Raw genomic sequence first — 22201 nt, 5'->3', positions numbered from 1 at the left:
CTTCGCCAGTCGGGAAGCGGTTTCTTATTGTATTTATTATAGTTGCTGCGAACGGACCTCTGCGGGTCCGCCATCTTGGTCAGATGGTCTGACCAATTTATAGCAGCTTGTTTTTCGGTTTGCAACGGTTTGGTCATGTGGTCTGACCAAAAAGTTTGCTACTCTGTAACGGGAAGCGTGGGCTACCTTAGCGACACGGTGTCTTAACCGAGTGCGGGATGGCACAATTAAGCGGTGTATAGGATTTCATTGAGTAAAAGTCGATGCACTACGAAATCATTAATCCGCCGAAAGTTTCGGACGCCATCGTCAGCCAGATCGAGCAGTTGATTCTGGAAGGCGTGTTAAAACCGGGCGAACGCTTGCCGCCGGAGCGGGAGCTGGCGCAGCAGCTCAACGTCTCCCGCCCGTCGCTGCGCGAGGCGATGACGACCTTGAAATCGCGCGGTCTGTTGCAAAGCCGGCGGGGCGGGGGCCATTACGTCATGGATGTCATCGCGCCGGCCTTGACCGATCCGCTGATCGAACTGTTGCGCAACAACCCCAAGGCGATGTTTGACGTGCTCGAATTGCGCCACGCTTTAGAAGAAGTGGCCGCCTATTTCGCCGCGCTGCGCGCCACCGACGCCGACCGGGAAATCCTGCGCTGCCGGTTCGCGGCCCTGGAAGACATCCAGCGCGGCTCGCGCGAGGCCCAGCACGACGCGCTGGCGGACGCCAGCTTCCATCTCGCCATCGCCGACGCCTCGCACAACGTGGCGCTGATTCACGTCATGCGCGGCTTGTTCGATTTACTGTTGAGCAACATCTGCCGGTCGCTGGAGCGGCTGTACACCCGCGAGGGCAGCTACGAGGTGATCCATACCCAGCATCACGCCATTTTGCAGGCGGTGCTGGCGCGCGACCCGCAAGTCGCGCGTCAAGCCGCGCACGTCCATCTGGCTTACGTCGAGACCACCTTGCAGGATATCGATGCGGAAGCTGGCCGCCAGGAGCTTTCCCAACGCCGTTTGGAAAGCTTGCGGGCGTTGGAAGCTAACACCGCGTCGTAGCCAGTTGCGCTCTTTGACGTTTCAGCAGTGACGCGGCTGATGATGGCCAGGCGGAAACGTCGTGCGGGCGAGCGGTGGCGGGCGGCCTTCGATACGTTGGCCTTTCTCGTCCTGCTGGGCGGATTGGGTTGGCTGCTGTTCGAAGGAGCCGGAACCCTGCATTACAACTGGCAATGGTATCGAGTGCCGCAGTACCTCTACCGCATCGAGAATGGCGCATTCCATCTCGGACCGCTGTTGCGCGGGTTGGCGGTGACGCTGGAACTGAGCGCTTGGAGCCTGTTGCTGGCGCTGCTCTTCGGGCTGACGGCAGCGCTGTTGCAACGCTCGATGTCCTGGGCGGGCCATGCAGTAGCGCGGGTCTACGTGGAAGTCGTGCGCAATACCCCGATGCTGGTGCAGCTTTATCTGGTGTATTTCGTGCTCGCGCCGATCTTGGGGATGGATCGGTTCGCGGCGGCGGTGCTGGCGCTGGCGATTTTCGAGGGTGCCTACGCAGCCGAGATTTTCCGCGCCGGGATTGAGGCGGTGCCGCGCGGTCAGTGGGAAGCGGCGCAGGCGCTGGGCCTGTCGCGCCAAGCGACTTACCGGCGGGTGATTTTGCCGCAAGCCGTGCGGGTGGTGCTGCCGCCGCTGACCGGTTTGGGGGTGTCGCTGATCAAGCATTCGGCACTGGTCAGCGTGATTGCGGTCGCCGATCTGACCACCGAAGGCCGTAACCTCATCGCCGACACCTTCATGACTTTCGAGCTGTGGTTTACCGTGGCGGCGCTGTATTTGGCGCTTACCACCAGCTTGTCGCTGCTGGTCGGTTGGTTGGAACGGCGGCTGGCGGTCAGCGGCGGACACGGCTAAAGCGTGCGCTCCCGCAATTTTCGCTTCGGTTGGTTGGATGTGATCGTTCTGATCGCGGTGCTCGGCGTGAGCGCTTATATCATCTATCGGGCGCAAAACCATTTTCATTACCGCTGGGACTGGCAATTGATCCCCGGCTATTTCCTTCGCTACGACGGCGAGCGCGGACGTTGGGTGCTGAATCTGCTGGGACAAGGATTTATCACTACGCTGCGGCTGGCGCTGTGGGGCAGCGTGCTGGCCATAGTGGTCGGCGGGGTGATGGGAGTATGCCGGATCTCGCACAGCCTGTTTCTGAGATTGCTCAGTCGAAGCTACGTCGAACTGATTCGCAACATGCCGCCTTTGGTGTTCATTTTCATTTTCTATTTCTTCATCAGTAGTCAGTTGCCGCCGCTGCTAGATGTCGAAAATCGGCTCGCCGCCGCGCCGGAAACCTTAGCCGCGCCGGAAACCTTAGCTGTGTCAGCGGTCTTGTTTGGGCCGGCGGAATTATTGCCGAATTTTCTGTCCGGGTTGATCTGCCTGGCATTGTTCGAAGGCGCTTACGTCACCGAAATCGTCCGCGCCGGGATTGAGGCGATTCCGAAAGGCCAATGGGAAGGCGCGGCGGCATTGGGATTGCATAGACAACAATCATTGACGCGGGTGATTCTCCCGCAGGCGGTCCGAACGGTCGTGCCGCCGCTAGCCGGACAGTTCATCTCGCTGGTCAAGGATTCCTCGCTGATCTCGCTGATTTCCATTCAGGAGATGACTTTTACCGGCACCGAGTTGGCGGTGTCATCGGGCCGGGTGTTCGAGGTTTGGCTGACGGTGGCTGGGTTGTATTTTCTACTGTGCTTTGGGTTGGCACGCTTGTTCCGACGGCTGGAAAAACGTTTGGGCCGCTACGGTCATCACCGGCGTTAAGAGGTTAAAAGCAGGTGTTGATAAAATTGGATAAGCAATTAAAAGTAATAGTAATGATCGCGCTATCTCTCGTTGCGCCACCGGGATGGGCCGATACCCTGTACAAGTCAGTTGGCCCAGATGGCAAGGTGATTTACAGCGACAAGCCGCCGTCTGACGGTCAAATTGAAAAAATCGTGGAGTACGCTCCCGATCCTTCCAGTCCGTTGCCAGACTATGTCCCGCGTTTTAAGCCGGAGTTGGAAAAACGACTGCAACAGCAGGCCACGAAGGCGCCAGCGTCCGCTGAGACAGTGCGGCTGTTTACCGCCGCGTGGTGTGGTTTCTGCCGCAAAGCCAAAGCTTATCTCACCAAGCAACAGGTCGCTTTCACGGAATACAATGTTGAAACACCCGAAGGCTTGGAAGCATTGGCCAGCATCGGCGGCGGACACGGAGTCCCCATCTTGTTTTGGCGAGGCAAAAAGGTCTATGGTTTTTCCGAGGCCGGTTACGAGACGTTTCTGAGCGGCCAGCGTTAACGTCGGGTGCGTAATCGGCGGATTTTATGTAACGTGCTGAAGACGGCCAGCTCTTTTGAAAAAGCTGCCTAGGCCCTTTGTAAAAACGGATTTTGTTTTTGTGGCTGACTGGAGGCTCTGTTATTATTTTTGCCAAATCGTTTCTTGATATCCACCTGCGGTAGGAGCCAGGAACCACTAAAGCCCAATCTGATGGCCCGACTGATAACCAAAGGCGACGAGCGATGTTGAATAGCAAGAGCAGCAAACCGGTAGCGGTGGTCAGTGGCGCCAATCGCGGATTGGGCTTGGAAACGGTCCGACAGTTGGCCAAGCGCGACATCCGGGTGATTTTGACCAGCCGCAATGCCGGCAAAGGCGAGATGGCCGCGGAAAAATTGTTGGCCGAGGGATTGGATGTGCTCTTTCATGCATTGGATGTGACGGCGGAAAGCAGCGTCGCCGAATTGGGCGCTTTCATCCATAGCCGCTGCGGGCGCGTCGATATCCTGGTCAACAACGCCGGAGTTTCCCTGGACAGCCACGGTACGGAAGATACGGGAGGGGCCAGCGTGTTCAACGCCAGCCTGAAAACGCTGTCGGCCACGCTGCAAACCAACTTGTACGGCCCGTTGCTGCTGGCCCAAGAACTGGTGCCGTTAATGAAGCAACAACATTACGGCCGCATCGTCAACGTCTCCAGCGGCTTGGGCCAGTTGAGCGAGATGGAAGGCAAAACGCCGGCTTATCGGATTTCCAAGACCGCCCTGAACGCGCTGACCCGCATTCTGGCGGCGGAAACGCAGGGGTTCAATATCCTGGTGAATTCGGTCTGTCCCGGCTGGGTGCGCACCGATATGGGCGGTCCCGGCGCGGAACGGACCATAGAGCAGGGCGCTTCGGGTATCGTCTGGGCCGCCATCCTGCCGGATGACGGGCCGAGCGGCGGTTTCTTTCGGGACGGTCAGCCGATTGCTTGGTAGGGATTCGGTGCGCTTGGCCGGGCTGGCTGTCACTCGCCGCCGGATTCCCAAGCGACCAACACCGCTTCCAGTTCCATGAGGCTGCTGATTTCCGCATCTGCTCTGGGGCCGCCGGGCCATGCTCGTCGGTTGCGGTTCAGCCACACCGTCCGCATTCCGACGTTCGAAGCACCGCGCACATCGTGTTCGGGGTCGTCGCCGACATGCACGATCTGCCCGGGCCGCGCGTCCAAGCGGCGGCAGGCCAGTTCGAACATCAGCGGTTCCGGTTTGGCCGCACCCACCTCGATCGCGCTGAGCGAGAAACTGAACACGTCGTCCAGCCCGATCAAGCGGACATCGGCGTTGCCGTTGGACAATGAGGCCAACGTGTAGCGTTGCGCCAATCGTTCGAGCGTCGGTCGCACTTCCGCGAATAGCTCAACCGCGTTGCGAGCGGCGAAGAACACCGCGAACGCGCTTTCCGCGTCAAATTCGGCATAGCCGGCCCGGCTTGCCGCCAGTTGCAGCGCATCCTTGCGCAAGCGGGTGCGGTCGTGGGCGATCGCCGGTCTGGCGGCGGCGATTTCTTCGCACAAATCCCGCAATTGCAAGGGCGTGAATCGTTCGGAGATGCGCGGGTAACGCGCCGCCAGCCAGTCATGCAGCAAGACCTCGGCCCGTTCGACCACTGGCCAGATGTCCCACAGGGTATCGTCTAAATCGAAGGTCAGGGCTTTAATCATCAGGCCAACAAACGCAAGCCGCGTTCCAGATCCGCCTGAAGGTCCGCGACATCCTCCAAACCCGCCGAAATTCGCACCAAACCGTCGCCGATGCCGGCCGCCGCGCGCTCTTGCGGGGTCAAGCGGCCGTGGGTGGTGGTGGCGGGGTGGGTGATGGTGCTCTTGGCGTCACCCAGATTGGCGGTGATGGAAATGAGGCGCGTCGCGTCGATCAACGCCCAGGCAGCTGCTTTGCCGCCGCGCAGGTCGAAGGAGACGATGCCGCCGAAGCCGCTCTGTTGCCGTTTCGCCAATGCGTGTTGGGGGTGCGAGGGCAGTCCCGGATAGTAGACCCGTTCCACCGCTGGCTGGGTTTCCAACCACGTTGCCAGTTGCAGCGCCGCTTCGCTGTGGGCGTGCATCCGCAGCTTCAGCGTTTCCAGGCCCTTGAGAAACACCCAAGCATTGAACGGGCTTAAGGTGGGGCCGGCGGTGCGCAGAAAACCGAAAATGTCGGTGCCGACCCGCTGCTGGTCGCCGACCACCGCTCCCCCCACGCAGCGGCCTTGTCCGTCCAGATACTTGGTGCCGGAGTGGATGACCAGATCCGCGCCCAGCGTGAACGGCAATTGCAGCGCGGGGGTACAAAAGCAGTTGTCCACCACCAGCAGGATATCGCGAGCGTGCGCGAGTTCGGCCAGCGCCCGGATATCGGCCAGCTCCATCAACGGATTGGACGGGGTTTCGAGAAAGAACAGTCGGGTTTCCGGGCGGATGGCCGCTTCCCACGCGTTAAGATCGCTTAAAGGCACATAAGTGACCGTGACGCCAAATTTGGCGAGATATTGATTGAACAGCGAAACCGTGGTGCCGAACACCGCATTGGCCGAAACGAGGTGATCGCCGCTTTTCAGCAAGGTCATGCAGGTTGCCAGGATCGCCGCCATGCCGGAACTGGTGGCGATGCAGCTTGCGCCACCCTCCAGCGCCGCCAGCCGCTCCTGGAAAACCCGCACGGTCGGATTGGTGAAACGGGAATAGATGTTGCCGGTGGCGGTGCTGAAGCGTTCGGCGGCTTCGGCGGCGTTGGCGAATACGAAGCTGGAGGTCAGAAAAATCGGTTCTGAGTGTTCGCCTTCCTGAGTGCGAACTTGACCGGCGCGCACGGCCAGGCTGGCGAAACCGAGTTCGGGAATTTCGTCGGGAAAAATCATGTCCGGGCCTCTCCGCGATGGATGAATCGTTAGTAAATCGCCAGAGACGCCCGCAGCGGCACCGGCGGTGCGCGGGACGTTAAAAAACCCGCTCGATGGATCATCCAGGGCAGGTTCCGACCCGCTTTAGCAAAATTTGTTAAGCGCCTGCAAGCTGAGCACTCAAATCGGCGCTAGGACAAGCTTAGAAGGTCGGGGCCTCGCTGTCAAAAGCCAGCGCGACGATCAGTTATTGTTGTGCAAGTCGATGATGGCGCTGTCGGCGCAACCTTGGCGAGTTTTGGCGGTATCGCAACGCGAGCGGGCCAAGCGCTCCAGATAGTGGCGGTCGATATCACCCGTCACGTATTCGCCCGTAAAGCAGGAGGCGTCGAAGCGCTGCAAGCGCGAATTGCCGCGCCGCACCGCTTCTTCCAAATCCGCCATATCCTGGAAGATCAGGTAATCCGCGCCGATGGCCCGCGCCACTTCCTCCTCAGAGCGATCGTGCGCGATCAGCTCGTGAGCGGCCGGCATGTCGATGCCATAGACGTTGGGATAGCGCACCGGCGGCGCGGCCGAAGCGAAGTAAACCCGGCGCGCGCCGGCCTCGCGGGCCATCTGAATGATCTGTTCGGAGGTGGTGCCGCGCACGATGGAATCGTCTACCAGCAGCACGTTCTTGCCGCGAAATTCCAGATCGATGGGGTTGAGCTTCTGGCGCACCGATTTCTTGCGGATCTTCTGGCCGGGCATGATGAAGGTGCGGGCGATATAGCGGTTCTTGATGAAACCTTCCCGGTATTTGAGGCCCAAGATCGAGGCCATTTGCAGGGCAGCGGTGCGGCTGGTGTCGGGGATCGGAATCACCACATCGATATCTTGCTCCGGCCAGATTCGCAGAATTTTTTCGGCCAGATATTCGCCCATCCGCAACCGGGCTTTGTGCACGGACACCTGATCGATGATCGAATCCGGCCGCGCCAGATAGACGAATTCGAAGATGCAAGGCGAATTAACGGGCTGTTCGGCGCATTGGCGGGTGTGGATCTGCCCGTCCAGGTCAAACAGCACCGCCTCGCCCGGCGCGACATCGCGCACCCGGCGAAAATCCAGCACGTCCAGCGCCACGCTTTCGGAGGCGACCATGTATTCCATGCCGTGCTCGGTCTCACGCCGGCCGAACACCAGCGGCCGGATACCGTAAGGATCGCGAAACGCCACCAGCCCGAAACCGACGATCAAGGCCACGGCGGCGTAAGCGCCCCGCACCCGCCGGTGCACCGCCGCCACCGCCGCGAAAATATCCTCGGCGTCCACCGATAGCTTGCTGCGCTGTTGTAATTCGTGAGCGAAAACGTTCAACAGGATTTCGGAATCGGAATTGGTGTTGATGTGGCGCAGGTCCGAACGAAACAGCTCATCCTTGAGTTGGGCCGAGTTGGTCAGATTGCCGTTGTGGGCGAGCGTGATACCGAAGGGCGAGTTGACGTAGAACGGCTGCGCTTCGGCGGAATCGGAACTGCCGGCTGTCGGGTAGCGGACGTGGCCGATGCCGATGTTGCCGTGCAGGTTGAGCATGTGCCGGGTTCGAACCACGTCGCGGATCAGGCCGTTGTCCTTGCGCAGGAACAGCCGGCCCTCATCGCAGGTCACGATGCCCGCCGCGTCTTGGCCCCGATGCTGCAACACCGTCAGACCATCGAACAGGCTTTGATTGACCGGACTGCGCCCCGCGATACCGATAATTCCGCACATCTGCTCTTAGCCTCCGCGCTTGGACGGCTGTCGCCGTCAGGGGCAACAGCTTAATTGAAGCGAACGTATTGGGCTATTTCCGGGGGTAGAAAACCCCGCAACCAGAGGGCGCTGTTCTGAAAATGGCCTAGCAGGTGGGCTTGTTGCCACCAGGCGTCTCTCGGTAAGGGAGTGACCCCGGCCGCCAGGACCAACAGCACGATGACAGCGGCGCCGCGCCCGAAACCGAACAGCATTCCTAACAGCCGGTCGGTGCCGTTAAGGCCAGTATAGTCGACCAGATAGGACGCGAGGATTCCCAACAAGCCGCCCAACAGCAGCGTGGCCAGGAACAAGCCGCCAAAAGCGGCCGCGACGCGCAAGGGAGGGATATCGATATAAGGCGTCAGTAAGGCCGCCCCGTCCGCGGAGAACAGAAAAGCGATGGCGAAGGCGGCAATCCAGGTGGCCAGCGAGATGACTTCGCGCAACAGGCCGCGCCAAAGACCGATCAACATGGAGAGGGCCACGATGATGACGATGAGATAATCGGCCCAATTCATGGGTCGCTAGTTCCTGCCTTTGAGAGTGAGGGTTCGCGCGCGAGGCGCACAAGTAGCCTTCGGCCGTAAAAAGCTATTCTAACAAAATTAGCGTGGAGTCGAAACGACGATCCGCCGTCAAGCCTTTCTTCACCGCCAGATGCGCACTTGATAGATCGGTCGGCCGTTGACGCTGATCTGTTCGATCGCCACGCGGATGTTTTGGCTGCGATAGTAGTCCCGTAACGTATTGGCGTTTTCCTGCAAGGCATAACGACCCGCCACGGTGCCAGCGCCTGCCGGAGCTGGCTGGAGTTGAGGCCGGCTGGTGGCGGGCGCGACCGGGCGCGGCGGGGCCGGGCTTATGGATTCCGATTTGGCTAACAGCTCGATTTTCGGCAAAGGGACGACGGCTGGATTGGTCTTGGCGGTATTGGCTGAAGGGGTTGCGCTGCGGGTGGTATTCAGCTCGCGAGCCGAGGCGAGTTCTGTTTGCGCCTTGCGTCGGGCGGCCTCGGCGCGGGCGGCTTCAGTTCGAGCGGCTTCGGCTTGGGCGGTTTTGCGGGCGGCTTCGGCTTGAGCGGTTTTGCGGGCGGCTTCGGCGCGGGCTTCTTCGCGTCGCGCCGATTCCGTCGCGCGGGCGGCCTCGGCGCGAGCGGCCAGTGATTCAGCCGGGGAGGAGGCGGAAAGATTGACCGACTTTTGGGCGGCTTCGAGCCGCGCGGTTTGCGCCTTGGCGGCGGTGATGCGTTCGGCTTCGGCATTGGCTCTAACGCGGGCGGCTTCGGCGCGGGCGGCTTGGCGGGTGGCCTCGGCTTCCGCCTTGGCGGCGGCGATGCGTTCGGCTTCCGCTTGAGCCCTGGCTTTCGCGGCAGCTTCTTGAGCGGCCTTGCGGCGCGCGGCGTCCTCTTGGGCAAGTCTGGCCGTGTCGCTTTGAGTCGGGCTGGCTGGTGTAGGCTGAACTTTCCGGGGCGGTTGGGCTTGGGGTTGCCGGGCGGGCGCCGGCGGGGGAACCTCGGCGATGGTGGCCGGCGGGGCATCCGCGGCGCCGTCTGTTTGAGGTTGCCGGGCGGGCGCTGGCGGTCTGGAGGCACCCGCCACGGCGGCCGGGGGAGCATCCGGTGCGCCATCGGTTGACGCAGCCGGTTTGGCGGGCCTCGGTTCGGCTATTGCCGGAGCGGGAGCGGGTTTTGACGGGGGCTGCGGGGCGGGCTCGACCGCGGGTTTCGGTTCGGGCGCCTTGGTGGTGGAGCCAGTCTGGGGTTGAGAGAAGGTCAGACTCGACTGCGGCGGCTTCGGTCGGAGCGAAGGAGGCCGGCTTTCTGGTGTGGCGGTCGTTGTCGGCTGCGGTTTGTCCTGCACCAGTTCGGGAATAAAGATGACCGCCAGAGCCGCAACCACGGCGGCCCCGACCAGACGTTGAGCTAAACGGCTATCCATGGTTAAGCCTCCGTTAAAGGCGGTAGAGGAGCGCTGGTTATCCACGGTCGCGCCGCCAGTACCGGCGCGACGATATGAAACGACCCGAACACCACGATTCGATCCCCGGTCCGGGCGTCGGTTCGAGCGGACCGACACGCCTCGATGGCATCGTTCCGGGCGATTGCTCGCGCGCCGGCGGCGTGCAACCGGGCCGACAGTTCCGCGCCGGTGCGCCCGCGAGCGCCATCCAGGTTGACCGGATACCAAAGGTCCACCACGTCGGTCAGCGCCTGGATAACGCCGTCGGCATCCTTGTCGGCCAGCAAGCCAAACACGACGAAGGTTCGCCCGGAACAGGGGTGTTCTCGCAAGCACTTGGCCAGCACCTGGGCGGCATGTGGATTATGCGCAACGTCAAGAATCCACTCAACGGGTCCAGAGATAATTTGCAAGCGTCCCGCTAGCCGTGCCGTCGTCAGGCCGGTTCGGATGGCCTCGGGCGGCACCGGCAAACGGTCGCTGAGGCTGACTAGCGCGGTGAGGGCGGCGGCGGCATTGCCGAATTGATGCTCGCCGCTCAGGGCGGGCGGCGGCAAACCATCGAGGCGGACTCCCTGGTTCCACCAACTCCAGGTGTGGCCGGCGCGGGCAAAATCATAGTCGCGCCCGACCCGTTGCAGCCGAGCGCCCACCTGTCGGGCGTATTCCAACAGTCGCGCCGGCGGGTCGGGGTCGGCGCAGATCGCCGGTCGATCCCGGCGGAAGATGCCCGCCTTCTCATAACCGATGCTGTCCCGATCCGACCCCAGCCATTCCACATGATCGATGCCGATGCTGACCACCAGCGCGGCGTCGGCGTCCACGCTGTTGACCGCGTCCAACCGGCCGCCGAGGCCGACTTCCAGCACCGCGACGTTCACCGCCGCGTCCCGAAACAACTCCAGCGCCGCCAGCGTGCCGAACTCGAAGTAGGTCAGCGACTGCTCGCCGCGCGCGGCGTCGATCCGGGCGAACGCGCGACAGATCGCCGCGTCGCTCGCTTCCGTTCCATCGATGCGGATGCGTTCGTTGTAGCGCAGCAGATGGGGAGAGGTGTAAGCGCCGACCCGGTAGCCGGCGGCGCGCAACATCGCCTCCAGATAGGCGACGCAAGAGCCTTTACCGTTGGTGCCGCCGATGGTGATCGTCGGGTAGGGCGGCGGCTCCAGGCGCAGCCGGCGCAGCACCGTCCGAATCCGGTCCAGCTTCAATTCGATGCTGACGGGGTGCAGCGTTTCCTGCCAAGCCAGCCACTCATCGAGCGTGCTAAACCGAGGGTTGGTCATGGCGGCGCTTTCAGGTCCCGCCACGTTCAAGCCGCCAGCGCATCCCGGCCAGTGAGCATTGCCAGCAGTGAGGCCAACCGGTCGCGCAGGTCGCGGCGGTCCACGATCATGTCGATGGCCCCGTGCTCCAGTAAAAATTCGCTGCGCTGGAAACCGACCGGTAATTTTTCCCGCACGGTCTGTTCGATCACGCGCGGTCCGGCGAAGCCGATCAATGCTTTCGGTTCGGCGATGTTGACATCGCCCAGCATCGCCAGGCTGGCGGACACCCCGCCGGTCGTGGGATTGGTCAGCACCGACAGGTAGGGCACGCCGTGCTCGGCCAGCCGGGTCAAGGTCGCGCTGGTCTTGGCCATTTGCATCAGTGATACCAGAGCTTCCTGCATCCGCGCCCCGCCGCTGGCGGCAAAGCAAATGAAAGGGATATGCTCGTGCAGGGCGATTTGCGCGGCGCGGACGAAGCGCTCGCCGACCACCGAACCCATCGATCCCGCCATGAATTCGAATTCGAAGGCGACGGCGACCACCGGAATTCCTTTGAGCTGGCCGCGCATGGCGATCAGGGCGTCCTTTTCGTTGTGAGCTTTCTGGGCCTGTACCAATCGGTCGCGGTATTTCTTGCTGTCCTTGAATTTCAGGAAATCGGTCGGTTCGATGTCATCGCCGATTTCGACAGGACCGTCCTCATCGAGAAAACTCAGCAGGCGCTTGCGGGCGCCGATGTACATGTGATGGCCGCACTTGGGACAAACCTGAAGGTTGCGTTCCAATTCGGCGCCGTACAGCACGGCCCCGCATTCCACGCATTTATTCCAGAGTCCTTCGGGAATCTGGTGTTTGTTGCGGCCGTCGGTGCGAATCCGCGAGGGAACCAGTTTTTCGTACCAGCTCATAATCCTGTCCGGCGTTGAGGGCCTGAGCGCGCCTTATCCAATCGATCTATACGCAGAAAAGGAAGTCCGCTAGCAGGCGTTCACTGCGCGAGAGCGGCGGAGGCGAGCGCTTGATCCATCGCTTGGCGCATGGCGGCGAGCAGCGCGGCGACTTCACGACGCATCCGTTCGGGATCGTCCGCCAGTTCTCCCATTCGAGCGACCAAGGTGCTGCCCACCACCACGGCATCGGCGATCTTGGCGATGGCGGCGGCGGTCGGTGGATCTTTGATCCCGAACCCGACACCTAGCGGCAGATCGGTACAGGCGCGGATGGCCGCCAGCTTGGCGGCGACATCGGCCACATCAAGCGCCGCCGAGCCGGTCACGCCTTTCAGCGAGACGTAATACAGATAGCCGCGCGCCAACTGAGCGGTTTGCCGGACCCGCTCGATGGAACTGGTCGGGGCCAGCAGGAAGATCGGCGCGATCCCCGCCTTATCGAGCAACTCGGCCATTTCTCCGGCTTCTTCCGGCGGCAGGTCGACGGTCAGCACGCCGTCCACGCCAGCATCGCGAGCGGCGTTAGCGAAAGCGGCATGACCCATGCTCTCGATGGGATTGAGATAACCCATCAGCACCAGCGGTGTTTCGCGGTCGGTCTGACGGAATTCGCGCACCAGCGCCAGCACCTTGCGCAAGGACATGCCTTGCGCCAGCGCGCGCTCGCAGGCTTTTTGGATCACCGGGCCGTCGGCCATCGGGTCGGAAAACGGTACGCCCAGTTCGAGGATGTCCGCGCCGGCGTCCACCAGCGCGTGCAGCATGGGGACGGTTGACTCCGGGTGAGGGTGGCCGGCGGTGATGTAAGGAATAAGAGCCTTGCGACCGGCGCGGCGCAAGGCATCGAAACGGCGGGTGATGCGGTTCATGCGGTGAAACCCGTTTTAAAGTGGGATGCCTTCCAGCGCGGCGACGGTGTGGATGTCCTTATCGCCGCGTCCCGACAGATTGACCACGATCCGCTGATCGGGGCGCAGGGTCGGAGCGAGTTTGGCGGCGTAGGCCAGGGCGTGGCTGCTTTCCAGCGCCGGGATGATGCCTTCGGTGCGGGTGAGAGTGTGGAAACCTTGCAGGGCTTCATCATCGGTGATCGCGACGTACTGAACGCGGCCGATGTCCTTGAGCCAGGCGTGTTCCGGCCCGACGCCGGGATAATCCAAGCCGGCGGAAACAGAGTGCGTTTCGACGATCTGACCGTCGGCGTCGTTCAGCAGATAGGTGCGGTTGCCGTGCAGCACGCCGGGTCGGCCGGCGCAGAGTGTGGCGGCGTGCCGGCCGGATTCGATGCCCGCGCCGGCCGCCTCGACCCCGTAGATGGCGACCTCGGAATCGTTTAGAAACGGATGAAACAGGCCGATGGCGTTGGAGCCGCCGCCGACGCAAGCGACCAAGGCATCCGGCAGAACGCCGCAATCGGCCAGCATCTGCTCGCGGGTCTCACGGCCGATCACCGCTTGAAACTCGCGCACCATCAAGGGATAGGGGTGCGGGCCGGCGACCGTGCCGATCATGTAAAAGGTGTTATCGACGTTGGTCACCCAGTCGCGCAAGGCTTCGTTGAGGGCGTCCTTGAGCGTGCGGGAGCCGGCATCCACCGGCCGGACGGTCGCGCCCAACAGCTTCATGCGATAAACGTTCAACGACTGACGCTTGATGTCTTCCGTCCCCATGTAGACCACGCATTCCATGCCGAGGCGGGCGGCGATGGTGGCCGAGGCGACGCCGTGCTGGCCGGCTCCGGTTTCGGCGATCAAGCGGGTTTTGCCCATCCGCGCGGCCAGCAAGCCTTGACCGACGGTGTTGTTGATCTTGTGCGCGCCGGTGTGGTTGAGGTCTTCGCGCTTGAGATAGATTTGCGCGCCGCCCAGTTGCCGGCTCCAGCGCTCGGCGTGATAAAGCGGGCTCGGCCGCCCCACGTAACGCGCCAGATCGGCGTCCAGTTCCGCCAAAAATTCGGGATCGTTGCGGTAGTTTTGCCACGCCTCGTTCAACTCATGCAGCGCTTCCATCAGCGTTTCGGCGACGAAGCGGCCGCCGTAACGGCCGAAATGGCCGGTGGCGTCGGGAAACTGGCTGTAATCCACCTTATCAGGCAGGGCTTTCACCGTCATACACACCTCGCAGGAATGCGCGCATCAGTTCGACGTCTTTGATGCCCTTGGCCGTTTCTACGCCGCTGCTGGCATCGACCGCGTAGGGACGGACCTGTTGGATCGCGGCGGCGACGTTGCCCGAATCCAGGCCACCCGCCAAAATTAGTGGCTTGTGCCGTTCGGCGGGAATCCGGCTCCAGTCGAAGCGCTCGCCGGTACCGCCCATTGTGTTGCCGCCGTGGCTGTCGAGCAAGAGGCCCGCCGCCGTGGCGAAGCGCCGTTCGTAGTCTCGCACGTCAGCGCCGGAACCCATCGGTACGGCCTTGAGATAAGGCAGACCGAACGCAGCGCAGTAGTCGGGGTCTTCGTCGCCGTGAAATTGCAGCAGATGCAGCGGGACCGTCGCCAGAATCGCGCGCACCATCGCCGGCGGGTCATTTCTGAACAGACCGACCGTGGTGATGAACGGCGGTAGCGCGGCGATGATCCGTCGGGCCGCATCGGCGCCAACAAATCGGGGGCTGGCGGGGTGGAACACCAGCCCGATGGCATCCGCGCCCAAACCAGCCGCCATCGCGCCGTCTTCGGGGCGGGTGATGCCGCAAATCTTGACGCGAGCGCGGGAAATTGGGGTCATGAACCAGGTGCGAGAGAGGGGGCGGCCAGCGGAGTGCGAAGAGTAGCAGAAAGTTAGCGGATTTGCAGGGCAGGGAGGCGAAGCCGGTAGGGGCCAACGATCGAACACCCGGTGTCTAGGCTTCCTTGCCGACCTTGGCGATACTGTATAACCCGAATAAACTGGCAAACAGAATAATCAGGCAGACCGGGATGATCTCAAGGGAAATTTGGCGGGCCAGTTTCCCTATCAAACCGGGAATGATGGCGGTTCCCAGGCTGGCCGCCGCCATTTGTAGGCCGATAGTGTTGGCCGCAAAGCGTGCGCCTACCCGCTGGCTCGTGCCCGAAACCAGCGCGGGGAAAATGGGGGCGACGGCGAAGCCGATCAACGCCACCGCCACGAGATCGGTCGCCTCCAGCGGATTCCACCATAACAGGATCGCGCCCAGCAACGCGCCCGACAGGCCGCGTTGGATCAGGGCATCGATGCCAAGCCGTTTGGCGTATATCCCAGCGACGATCCGGCCTACGGTGAAAGTCGCCCAGTAGCTTCCCGTCACTAAACCCGCCGCCGCCGGTGAAATGCCGCGCCCTTCGGTGAGCAGGGTGTAGGCCCAAACGCCCACGGTGACTTCCGAGCCGGTGTACAGCAAGAACAACAAGGCGCTCAACCATACTCTGGCGCGCCGTAGCGTCTCGCGAAACGAGGTCCGGTAATCCGTCAGTTTTTCCGGCGGGTCGCGGTCGGGGTTGGTTTTGACCTCGGCCCATCTCGACATCGTGAGCAGGAAGCACGCCGACAGCAGCAATTGAAATCCACCCACCACGAGATAGCCGATCCGCCAGGAGTTCAGGGCCGCCAGGGCGACGGTCATGATAATGGGACCGAGCGTGACGCCGATCCCGTAGCTGGCGTGCAGCCATTGCATGACCCGCTCGCTGAAGTGGGTTGCCGCATAGGTGTTCAGGCCGGCGTCGATCGCGCCCGCGCCCAAGCCAGCCACGCTGCCCAGCAAGACCATCATCCACCACGCCGGTACCAGCGTATAGCCGATCAAACCGATTCCGGTCAGGGCGCAGCTCGCGGCTAAGACGAAACCCACACCGAGGCGGGCTATCAGATGGCCGCTTGAAAAACTGGACACCAGATAGCCGCTGACAGCGGCTAGCAGCAGGACGCCCATCGAATCCAGTGGGATGGCGAAATCGGCGCGAATGGAGGGCCACGCCACGCCCAACACGCCATCCGGCATTCCGAGAGCGATAAACGCCACGAACGCCAGAGCAATTAGGGCGATTTTGGAGCGGTCCATTTTTCTGTCGTCGTGCTTCTCTGGATGCGGTTGAATTTATTGAGTCGATGAGTCAACCCCATTTTAACACTTCAGAACTAATGGCCGTCACAGGGGAAGTTTCAGGCATAATGCCTAGCTCTGTTGGTTTCATCGAATCATAATAGCTCCTCATGCTTCCCGTCATCGCCCTGGTCGGCCGGCCCAACGTCGGTAAATCCACCTTATTCAATTCCCTGACCCGCACCCGTGACGCGCTGGTGGCGGACTTGCCCGGCCTGACCCGCGACCGTCAGTACGGCATCGGCCAACGGGGTCCAAGCCCCTATGTGGTGGTGGATACCGGCGGCCTGACCGACGAGAGCGAGGGTTTGGCCAGGATGGTGCGGCAGCAAGCGTGGCGGGCGATCGAGGAAGCCGACGCGGTACTGCTGCTGGTGGACGGACGCGCCGGCTTGACGGCGGCCGATGAGGACATCGCCAAACAATTGCGTCGCGCCGGCAAGCCTTTTCATTTGGTCATCAACAAAGCCGAACATCGTGATCCCGATGTGCTGAGCGCCGACTTTCACGCCCTCGGCCTAGACCATCTCCACACCATCGCCGCCGTTCACAATCAAGGGGTCGAAACCTTGATGGAAGCAGTTTTCGCCGCGCTGCCAGCCGCCAACGAAGTAGAAATATCGCGGGAATCCGAAGCGGCGGAAGAACCGGAAAGGGCGATCAAACTGGCGGTGGTCGGTCGCCCTAACGTCGGCAAATCCACCCTGGTCAACCGTTTGCTAGGCGAGGAACGAATGCTGGCCTGCGATCTGCCCGGCACCACCCGCGACAGCGTGGCGGTTCCCTTCGAGCGCGACGGCCAGCGGTATGTCTTGATCGACACCGCCGGGGTGCGCCGTCGGGGACGAATCAGCGAAGCGGTGGAAAAATTCAGCGTGATCAAGGCGCTCCAAGCCATCGAGCAATCGCATGTGGCGGTGTTGGTGCTGGATGCCCGCCAAGGCGTCAGCGAGCAGGACGCCAGTTTGTTAGGTCTGCTTCTGGACAGCGGTCGGGCTTTGGTGATTGCGGTCAACAAATGGGATCATCTCGATCCCGACACGCGCGCTCAAGTCAAAAACGATCTCGACCGCCGGCTGAATTTCCTCGACTTCGCCAAAATCCACTTTATTTCCGCCTTGCATGGCACCGGCGTCGGCGAGCTGATCGGCTCGGTGCGGGAAGCTCACGCCGCCGCCACCCGCAAGCTGTCCACGCCGGAGCTGACCCGGATTTTGGAAGACGCATTGGCCGCTCACCAGCCGCCGCTGGTGCAGGGACATAGCATCAAGCTGCGTTACGCCCATCAAGGCGGTCAAAACCCCCCGATGATCGTCATCCACGGCAACCGGGTCGCTCACGTACCGGAGTCCTACCGGCGTTATCTGGCCGGCGTTTACCGCAAGCGTCTGAATTTGTGGGGTACGCCGGTCCGCATCGAATTTCGAGGCGGAGAAAACCCCTTTAAACCCGCCGGCGGTCGGACCAAGGGCGGCGGGCGTTCAAAAAAACCAAACTAATGAATTTAAATATAAATTAGAATACTGTTGATCTAATATTAGTTTATTATGATATAATAAATAGACTGGGTTTAAGCTGATTCGCCATCTCGCGAAATGAGGGGCGCGATCTCGACCGATAACCGCGCGTAGAGACTTGACATGACGACCTCGGCTCCCGCATCCGCCGCGCCCGGCGACGCGCCGCCTCAAGAACGCCCCCACCATTGGCTCGAACATTTTCCGGTGACGTTGTTTTCAGCGGTGATGGGCACTTCGGGTCTGACCTTGGCTTGGCTGAAGGCCCATGCCGTTCTGGGCGCGCCGGTCATCGTGGGCGAGGGCTTGCGCGGGGTGGCCAGCGCGCTTTTCGTCTTGTTGTTGGTGTTTTATCTGTTGAAGGCGGCGCGCCATCCCGAAGCCGTCAAGCTGGAGATGCGCCACCCGATTAAGATCAATTTCATTCCCACCATCTCCATTTCCTTGCTGCTGTTGTCGGTTTGCTATCTCGAAGCCGCTCCGGTGCTGGCGTTTTGGTTGTGGGTGACGGGCGCGGTCCTGCATCTTGGCCTGACCTTGGGCGTGTTCGGCAGTTGGATTCATCACACCCACTACGCCATCCAGCACGCCAATCCGGCGTGGTTTATTCCGGTGGTCGGCAACATCATCGTGCCGGTGGCCGGAATCCGGCTCGCCTCGCCGGAAATCTCTTGGTTTTTCTTCAGCATCGGCGTGGTGTTTTGGATCGTGTTGTTGACCATTGTGTTGTACCGACTCATTTTTCACGAGCCGCTGCCGGCGCGGTTGGCCCCGACGTTGTTCATCCTGCTCGCGCCGCCGTCGGTGGGGTTTATCGCCTATGTCAACATGACCGGAGCCGTGGACGGCTTCGCGCGGGTGCTGTATTACACCGCGCTGTTTCTGGCGCTATTGTTGGCCAGCAACGCCGTGCGCTTTTTGCGGCTGCCGTTTTTCATCTCGGCGTGGGCTTATTCCTTTCCGCTGGCGGCGCTGACCCTCGCCACCTTGGTCATGAGCGTGCATTTGCCCGATGCGATTTTCCAGCCTTTGGGAATGGGGTTGCTGGCGCTGCTCAGTCTGGTGGTGGCGGCGCTGGCGGTTCGAACTTTAATCGCGGTCTGGCGTCGAGAGATTTGTCGGCCAGACTAAAATTGCTGTGGGCGAGAGCGTTTTATCAACGAGGCTATTGAGGAGGAAATAACATGCAAATCAATGTTGGAAGTCCTGACCGGATCGCCCGGATCGTGATTGGAGCGTTGTTGGTTGGGTTGGCGTTGGCAGGAACCATCGGCGCTTGGGGCTGGATCGGCATCGTGCCGCTGCTGACGGGCATCTTCCGGTTCTGCCCGGCTTATAGCTTGTTCGGTATGAACACCTGCAAGCTCGATTCTTCCCAGGGAGGCTCCATCGGTTAGTGACCATGAGCAGCAAATCGTTCAAGCAAATCACCCAAGACATCAATCAAGCACTCGGCTCGTTTCGCAAAGAGGCCGGTGGGACGATGGCCGGTTTCGGAGCCATGGCCAAGGCGGCGATGGCGCCTGGCGTGCTGTCGGAATTGCAGAAGGAATTGATGGCGCTCGCCATCGGCATCGCCGCGCGCTGCGACGGTTGCATCGGGTTCCACATGAAAGCGCTGGTGCGATTGGGCGTGACCCGCGAGCAACTCAACGAGACCTTGGCGGTCGCCGTATACATGGGCGGAGGGCCTTCGTTGATGTACGCCGCCGAGGCGTTGCGTGCGTATGAGGAGTTTCAGAGTTAAGCGCGCCACCTGAAAGCGCCGCTTTACGAACGGGTTGGCCCTCAAGCCAGCCCGTTTTTTATGATGGAGCGAAAGCGCAGCATCTATAGTTTTGGGATCACTCGGTTAGCGCCTCATCTATGTGGACCTGTACCCTGAATTGGAACGTCGTCCGTCGCGATCTGGTCATCGGTAGCTGCCCGCGCAGTTCCAACGACCTCAACATCATTCAGGCGGAAACGCAGGTTACCGCCATGCTCTCGCTCCAGCACGACGAATGCCTGGAGGCGCTGGAGATCGACTACCCGCGCCATCTGCGCCAGGGCCGCGCGCTCGGCTTGGTCATGACGCGCTGCCCGCTGCGCGATTTCGACCCCGACGACCAGCGGCGTGGCCTGCCCTCGGCGGTGCGGGCGCTGACCGATCTCTTGCGCCGGAACCATCGGGTCTACGTGCATTGCACCGCCGGGATCAATCGCGCTTCGCTGGTGGTGGTGTCTTATTTGACCTGGATCGAGGGGGCGAGTTTGGAGGAGGCGATGAAGTCGCTCCTGCACGCGCGCCCGGAAATCTTCCCGACCTGGGAGGCTTATCACGGTTGCCGCGAGGATTTGACGCTGGCGCATGAGGAACGCATCCGCCGGCGCGCGTTCGAACTCAGCCGCGAGCGGCCGGAGCGGGAGGCGTGGGAAAACTGGCTTCAGGCGGAACAGGAAATCCGGCACGATATCATTCTGGCTGATGAGCGTCCTCACGGGACGCGGTAGCGTTCCTCGCCGGCGTAATAGTCGGAAAAGCCGACTGCCGCTTGCACCTCTTGAAAATCCAGCACCTCCGCCGTTTCGCCTTGTTGGATGCGATCCAGCGCCGCGCGCATGGCCTTGATCGAAACGTTCAACAAAGTCAGCGGATAGACGGCGATCTTGTAGCCGATGGCTTCCAATTGCGGCAGCGGCAACAGCGGCGTCTTGCCGGATTCAATCAAATTGACCATCTTATAGCCGGGTACTTCCGTGCAGTAACGGCGCATTTCCGCTTCGCTCAGCGGCGCTTCCAGAAAGGTGATGTCCGCGCCGATTCGCGCGAACGCCTGACAGCGGGCGATGGCTTCGTCCAGTCCGTCGGTGGCGCGAGCGTCGGTGCGCGCCATGATCAAGATGTCCGCGCCCTCGTCGCGGGCGTCCACCGCCGCTTGAATCCGCATGAAAGCTTCCTCGCGCCCGACCACGGCCTTGCCTTGGGTGTGGCCGCAGCGTTTGGGCATGATCTGATCTTCGATCATGATGCAGCCGAAACCGGCGCGGGCGTAACCTTCGACGGTGCGCCGGACATTGAGCGGGTTGCCGAAACCGGTATCGCCGTCGCCGAACAACGGGATGGAGGCCGCGCCGCAGATGTTGCGGCCCTGTTCGACCAGTTCGCCGTAGGAAATCAAGCCGGTGTCGGGCAGGCCCAAGCGGACGGCGGAGACGGCGAAACCGCTCATGAACGCGGTCGGAAAACCGGCTTGTTCCACCAGTTTGGCGGATAAAGCGTCGTGACAGCCGGGCATCAGCAGCAGACCCGGTTGGGCCAGCAGCGCGCGGAGTCGGTCGGCGGGGGCAGGCATGAGCGTTCGTCCTTTCAGCGGTCCAGATAGCGTTTCAACAGGCCCTCATAGGCGTCGATCCGTCGGTCGCGCAAGAAAGGCCACAACCGCCGCACCTGCTCGGAGCGGTTGAGGTCGATGTCCACCGCCAGCGTAGCCGGTTGGTCGGGCGGGGCGCTGGCGAACCATTCGCCTTGCGGGCCGGCGATAAAACTGCTGCCCCAGAATTGCGCGCCGGGGGTGTGGCCGGACGGATCGGGTTCGAAACCGACCCGGTTACAAACCACGACCGGGAGGCCGTTGGCGACCGCGTGCGCCCGTTGGATGACGATCCATGCCTCCCATTGCCGCTGGCGTTCTTCCTCATCGTCGTGCGGATTCCAACCGATGGCGGTCGGATACAGCAGCAGTTCCGCGCCGCCCAATGCCATCAGCCGGGCCGCTTCCGGATACCACTGATCCCAGCAGACCAGCACGCCGAGCCGGCCGACCGAGGTGTCGATGGGCTTGAAGCCGAGATCGCCGGGGGTGAAATAGAATTTTTCGTAGTAGCCGGGATCGTCGGGAATGTGCATTTTGCGGTAGGTTCCGGCGATGGCTCCGTCGCGTTCCAGCACCACGGCGGTATTGTGATACAGGCCGGCAGCGCGGCGCTCGAACAGCGAGGCGACGACGACCACGCCGAGTTCTTTGGCGATGGCGCTCAAGGCTTCCGTGGTCGGGCCGGGAATGGGTTCAGCCCAATCGAATAAAGCGGGATTTTCGGTTTGGCAGGGGTAGGGCATCGCGTGGAGTTCGGATAGCACGATCAGTTGCGCGCCATGGCCGGCCAGTTCGCGGATGCCGTCGAGGCTGGCGGCGAAGTTGGTGCTGCGGTCGGCGCTACAGGCTTGCTGGACCAAGCCGACGGTCAAGTTTTTGGGGGGCATGGGTTGGGCCTTGAACTTGGAGCAGATGAGCGTATCGAAACTATAATGTCATGAATAGTCTATGAATCGCCTTTAAGGATCGTTGCGCCAAGACAGGAGTAGCCGCCATGGCCGCGCTCATGATCCGTCACGTTGAGTCTAGCAACCCGCCGCAATTCCTGGTGATGCGGTTGAAGGATGGCAAAACCACCAGTCCCGCCGCCATCGTCTCACCC

Annotated in this window: 23 protein-coding genes and 1 riboswitch; of the genes, 10 read left to right on the top strand and 13 right to left on the bottom strand. The window is 61.8% G+C overall.

Going from position 1 to position 22201, the window contains the following annotated elements; all coding sequences use genetic code 11:
• Positions 1-263 precede the first annotated feature (263 nt).
• The 5 genes from IPK09_07955 (at position 264) to IPK09_07935 (ending at position 4302) form a co-directional block, all read left to right on the top strand.
• Entirely contained in the window at positions 264-1052 is a 789-nt protein-coding gene (locus tag IPK09_07955) for a GntR family transcriptional regulator (GenBank protein ID MBK7983549.1), read from the top strand.
• A 39-nt stretch (positions 1053-1091) separates the two neighbouring features.
• Positions 1092-1907 carry an amino acid ABC transporter permease gene (locus IPK09_07950; protein ID MBK7983548.1) on the top strand — a complete coding sequence of 272 codons (816 nt, stop codon included), beginning with the start codon at positions 1092-1094 and terminating at the stop codon, positions 1905-1907.
• A 3-nt stretch (positions 1908-1910) separates the two neighbouring features.
• A complete protein-coding gene (locus IPK09_07945) occupies positions 1911-2819 on the top strand; it encodes an amino acid ABC transporter permease (protein ID MBK7983547.1) in 909 nt (302 codons plus the stop codon).
• Between the two features lie 14 nt (positions 2820-2833).
• Entirely contained in the window at positions 2834-3340 is a 507-nt protein-coding gene (locus IPK09_07940; protein MBK7983546.1) for a glutaredoxin family protein, read from the top strand.
• 224 nt (positions 3341-3564) lie between these two features.
• A complete protein-coding gene (locus IPK09_07935) occupies positions 3565-4302 on the top strand; it encodes an SDR family oxidoreductase (GenBank protein ID MBK7983545.1) in 738 nt (245 codons plus the stop codon).
• Positions 4303-4331: 29 nt separating this feature from the next.
• On the opposite strand, the gene IPK09_07930 is transcribed toward IPK09_07935, so the two are convergent.
• The 11 genes from IPK09_07930 to IPK09_07880 all read right to left on the bottom strand — a co-directional run bounded on the left by IPK09_07930 (position 4332) and on the right by IPK09_07880 (position 16184).
• Positions 4332-5027: an HAD-IA family hydrolase gene (locus IPK09_07930; GenBank protein ID MBK7983544.1), complete on the bottom strand. Its 696-nt coding sequence runs from the start codon at positions 5025-5027 to the stop codon at positions 4332-4334.
• Complete coding sequence (locus IPK09_07925; GenBank protein MBK7983543.1) at positions 5027-6220, bottom strand: O-succinylhomoserine sulfhydrylase; 1194 nt, start codon at positions 6218-6220, stop codon at positions 5027-5029. The genes IPK09_07930 and IPK09_07925 overlap by 1 nt, the downstream gene beginning before the upstream one ends.
• Before the next feature lie 105 nt (positions 6221-6325).
• Positions 6326-6404: riboswitch (SAM riboswitch) on the bottom strand.
• Between the two features lie 41 nt (positions 6405-6445).
• Entirely contained in the window at positions 6446-7957 is a 1512-nt protein-coding gene (gene purF / locus IPK09_07920) for an amidophosphoribosyltransferase (GenBank protein ID MBK7983542.1), read from the bottom strand.
• A gap of 50 nt (positions 7958-8007) precedes the next feature.
• A complete protein-coding gene (locus IPK09_07915; GenBank protein ID MBK7983541.1) occupies positions 8008-8499 on the bottom strand; it encodes a CvpA family protein in 492 nt (163 codons plus the stop codon).
• A gap of 129 nt (positions 8500-8628) precedes the next feature.
• A complete protein-coding gene (locus IPK09_07910) occupies positions 8629-9918 on the bottom strand; it encodes a hypothetical protein (GenBank protein ID MBK7983540.1) in 1290 nt (429 codons plus the stop codon).
• A 2-nt stretch (positions 9919-9920) separates the two neighbouring features.
• On the bottom strand, positions 9921-11225 hold the full coding sequence (gene folC / locus IPK09_07905; protein ID MBK7983539.1) for a bifunctional tetrahydrofolate synthase/dihydrofolate synthase: 1305 nt from the start codon (positions 11223-11225) through the stop codon (positions 9921-9923).
• Positions 11226-11251: 26 nt separating this feature from the next.
• Positions 11252-12118 carry an acetyl-CoA carboxylase carboxyltransferase subunit beta gene (locus tag IPK09_07900; GenBank protein ID MBK7983538.1) on the bottom strand — a complete coding sequence of 289 codons (867 nt, stop codon included), beginning with the start codon at positions 12116-12118 and terminating at the stop codon, positions 11252-11254.
• An 80-nt stretch (positions 12119-12198) separates the two neighbouring features.
• On the bottom strand, positions 12199-13029 hold the full coding sequence (locus tag IPK09_07895; protein MBK7983537.1) for a tryptophan synthase subunit alpha: 831 nt from the start codon (positions 13027-13029) through the stop codon (positions 12199-12201).
• 15 nt (positions 13030-13044) lie between these two features.
• The gene (gene trpB, locus IPK09_07890) at positions 13045-14271 is read right to left on the bottom strand and encodes a tryptophan synthase subunit beta (GenBank protein ID MBK7983536.1); all 1227 of its coding nucleotides are present in this window, start codon (positions 14269-14271) and stop codon (positions 13045-13047) included.
• Positions 14249-14890 carry a phosphoribosylanthranilate isomerase gene (locus IPK09_07885; GenBank protein ID MBK7983535.1) on the bottom strand — a complete coding sequence of 214 codons (642 nt, stop codon included), beginning with the start codon at positions 14888-14890 and terminating at the stop codon, positions 14249-14251. Before IPK09_07885 ends, trpB begins: the two co-directional genes overlap by 23 nt.
• 115 nt (positions 14891-15005) lie before the next feature.
• On the bottom strand, positions 15006-16184 hold the full coding sequence (locus IPK09_07880) for an MFS transporter (protein ID MBK7983534.1): 1179 nt from the start codon (positions 16182-16184) through the stop codon (positions 15006-15008).
• A 152-nt stretch (positions 16185-16336) separates the two neighbouring features.
• On the opposite strand from IPK09_07880, the gene der reads away from it, so the two are divergent.
• From der to IPK09_07855, 5 genes are all read left to right on the top strand, one after another.
• Entirely contained in the window at positions 16337-17725 is a 1389-nt protein-coding gene (der, locus tag IPK09_07875) for a ribosome biogenesis GTPase Der (protein ID MBK7983533.1), read from the top strand.
• Between the two features lie 141 nt (positions 17726-17866).
• On the top strand, positions 17867-18874 hold the full coding sequence (locus IPK09_07870; GenBank protein MBK7983532.1) for an SLAC1 anion channel family protein: 1008 nt from the start codon (positions 17867-17869) through the stop codon (positions 18872-18874).
• A gap of 53 nt (positions 18875-18927) precedes the next feature.
• Positions 18928-19140 (top strand): DUF2892 domain-containing protein, encoded by a 213-nt coding sequence (locus IPK09_07865; protein ID MBK7983531.1) that lies wholly within the window; start codon positions 18928-18930, stop codon positions 19138-19140.
• Between the two features lie 5 nt (positions 19141-19145).
• Positions 19146-19490: a carboxymuconolactone decarboxylase family protein gene (locus IPK09_07860; protein ID MBK7983530.1), complete on the top strand. Its 345-nt coding sequence runs from the start codon at positions 19146-19148 to the stop codon at positions 19488-19490.
• 119 nt (positions 19491-19609) lie between these two features.
• Positions 19610-20236, top strand: coding sequence for a dual specificity protein phosphatase family protein (locus IPK09_07855; protein ID MBK7983529.1), 627 nt, complete (start codon positions 19610-19612; stop codon positions 20234-20236).
• Here the strand turns inward: IPK09_07855 and IPK09_07850 are convergent.
• Entirely contained in the window at positions 20221-21078 is an 858-nt protein-coding gene (locus IPK09_07850; protein MBK7983528.1) for an isocitrate lyase/PEP mutase family protein, read from the bottom strand. The two genes, IPK09_07855 and IPK09_07850, sit on opposite strands and share 16 nt — an antisense overlap.
• A gap of 14 nt (positions 21079-21092) precedes the next feature.
• Positions 21093-21986: a carbon-nitrogen hydrolase gene (locus IPK09_07845; protein MBK7983527.1), complete on the bottom strand. Its 894-nt coding sequence runs from the start codon at positions 21984-21986 to the stop codon at positions 21093-21095.
• Between the last annotated feature and the right edge of the window lie 215 nt (positions 21987-22201).

It is taken from the genome of Candidatus Competibacteraceae bacterium (genome assembly GCA_016713505.1).
In the GTDB taxonomy this organism is placed as follows: domain Bacteria; phylum Pseudomonadota; class Gammaproteobacteria; order Competibacterales; family Competibacteraceae; genus Competibacter_A.
The sequence above is the reverse complement of the archived record's forward strand: the minus strand, read 5'-3'. Positions and strand labels throughout refer to the sequence as shown.

Coding starts and splice junctions, on each gene's coding strand:
- IPK09_07955 (MBK7983549.1), top strand. CDS start 264: ATGCACTACGAAATCATTAATCCGCCGAAAGTTTCGGACGCCATCGTC.
- IPK09_07950 (MBK7983548.1), top strand. CDS start 1,092: ATGATGGCCAGGCGGAAACGTCGTGCGGGCGAGCGGTGGCGGGCGGCC.
- IPK09_07935 (MBK7983545.1), top strand. CDS start 3,565: ATGTTGAATAGCAAGAGCAGCAAACCGGTAGCGGTGGTCAGTGGCGCC.
- IPK09_07930 (MBK7983544.1), bottom strand. CDS start 5,027: ATGATTAAAGCCCTGACCTTCGATTTAGACGATACCCTGTGGGACATC.
- IPK09_07925 (MBK7983543.1), bottom strand. CDS start 6,220: ATGATTTTTCCCGACGAAATTCCCGAACTCGGTTTCGCCAGCCTGGCC.
- purF (MBK7983542.1), bottom strand. CDS start 7,957: ATGTGCGGAATTATCGGTATCGCGGGGCGCAGTCCGGTCAATCAAAGC.
- IPK09_07915 (MBK7983541.1), bottom strand. CDS start 8,499: ATGAATTGGGCCGATTATCTCATCGTCATCATCGTGGCCCTCTCCATG.
- IPK09_07910 (MBK7983540.1), bottom strand. CDS start 9,918: ATGGATAGCCGTTTAGCTCAACGTCTGGTCGGGGCCGCCGTGGTTGCG.
- folC (MBK7983539.1), bottom strand. CDS start 11,225: ATGACCAACCCTCGGTTTAGCACGCTCGATGAGTGGCTGGCTTGGCAG.
- IPK09_07900 (MBK7983538.1), bottom strand. CDS start 12,118: ATGAGCTGGTACGAAAAACTGGTTCCCTCGCGGATTCGCACCGACGGC.
- IPK09_07895 (MBK7983537.1), bottom strand. CDS start 13,029: ATGAACCGCATCACCCGCCGTTTCGATGCCTTGCGCCGCGCCGGTCGC.
- trpB (MBK7983536.1), bottom strand. CDS start 14,271: ATGACGGTGAAAGCCCTGCCTGATAAGGTGGATTACAGCCAGTTTCCC.
- IPK09_07885 (MBK7983535.1), bottom strand. CDS start 14,890: ATGACCCCAATTTCCCGCGCTCGCGTCAAGATTTGCGGCATCACCCGC.
- IPK09_07880 (MBK7983534.1), bottom strand. CDS start 16,184: ATGGACCGCTCCAAAATCGCCCTAATTGCTCTGGCGTTCGTGGCGTTT.
- der (MBK7983533.1), top strand. CDS start 16,337: ATGCTTCCCGTCATCGCCCTGGTCGGCCGGCCCAACGTCGGTAAATCC.
- IPK09_07870 (MBK7983532.1), top strand. CDS start 17,867: ATGACGACCTCGGCTCCCGCATCCGCCGCGCCCGGCGACGCGCCGCCT.
- IPK09_07865 (MBK7983531.1), top strand. CDS start 18,928: ATGCAAATCAATGTTGGAAGTCCTGACCGGATCGCCCGGATCGTGATT.
- IPK09_07860 (MBK7983530.1), top strand. CDS start 19,146: ATGAGCAGCAAATCGTTCAAGCAAATCACCCAAGACATCAATCAAGCA.
- IPK09_07855 (MBK7983529.1), top strand. CDS start 19,610: ATGTGGACCTGTACCCTGAATTGGAACGTCGTCCGTCGCGATCTGGTC.
- IPK09_07850 (MBK7983528.1), bottom strand. CDS start 21,078: ATGCCTGCCCCCGCCGACCGACTCCGCGCGCTGCTGGCCCAACCGGGT.
- IPK09_07845 (MBK7983527.1), bottom strand. CDS start 21,986: ATGCCCCCCAAAAACTTGACCGTCGGCTTGGTCCAGCAAGCCTGTAGC.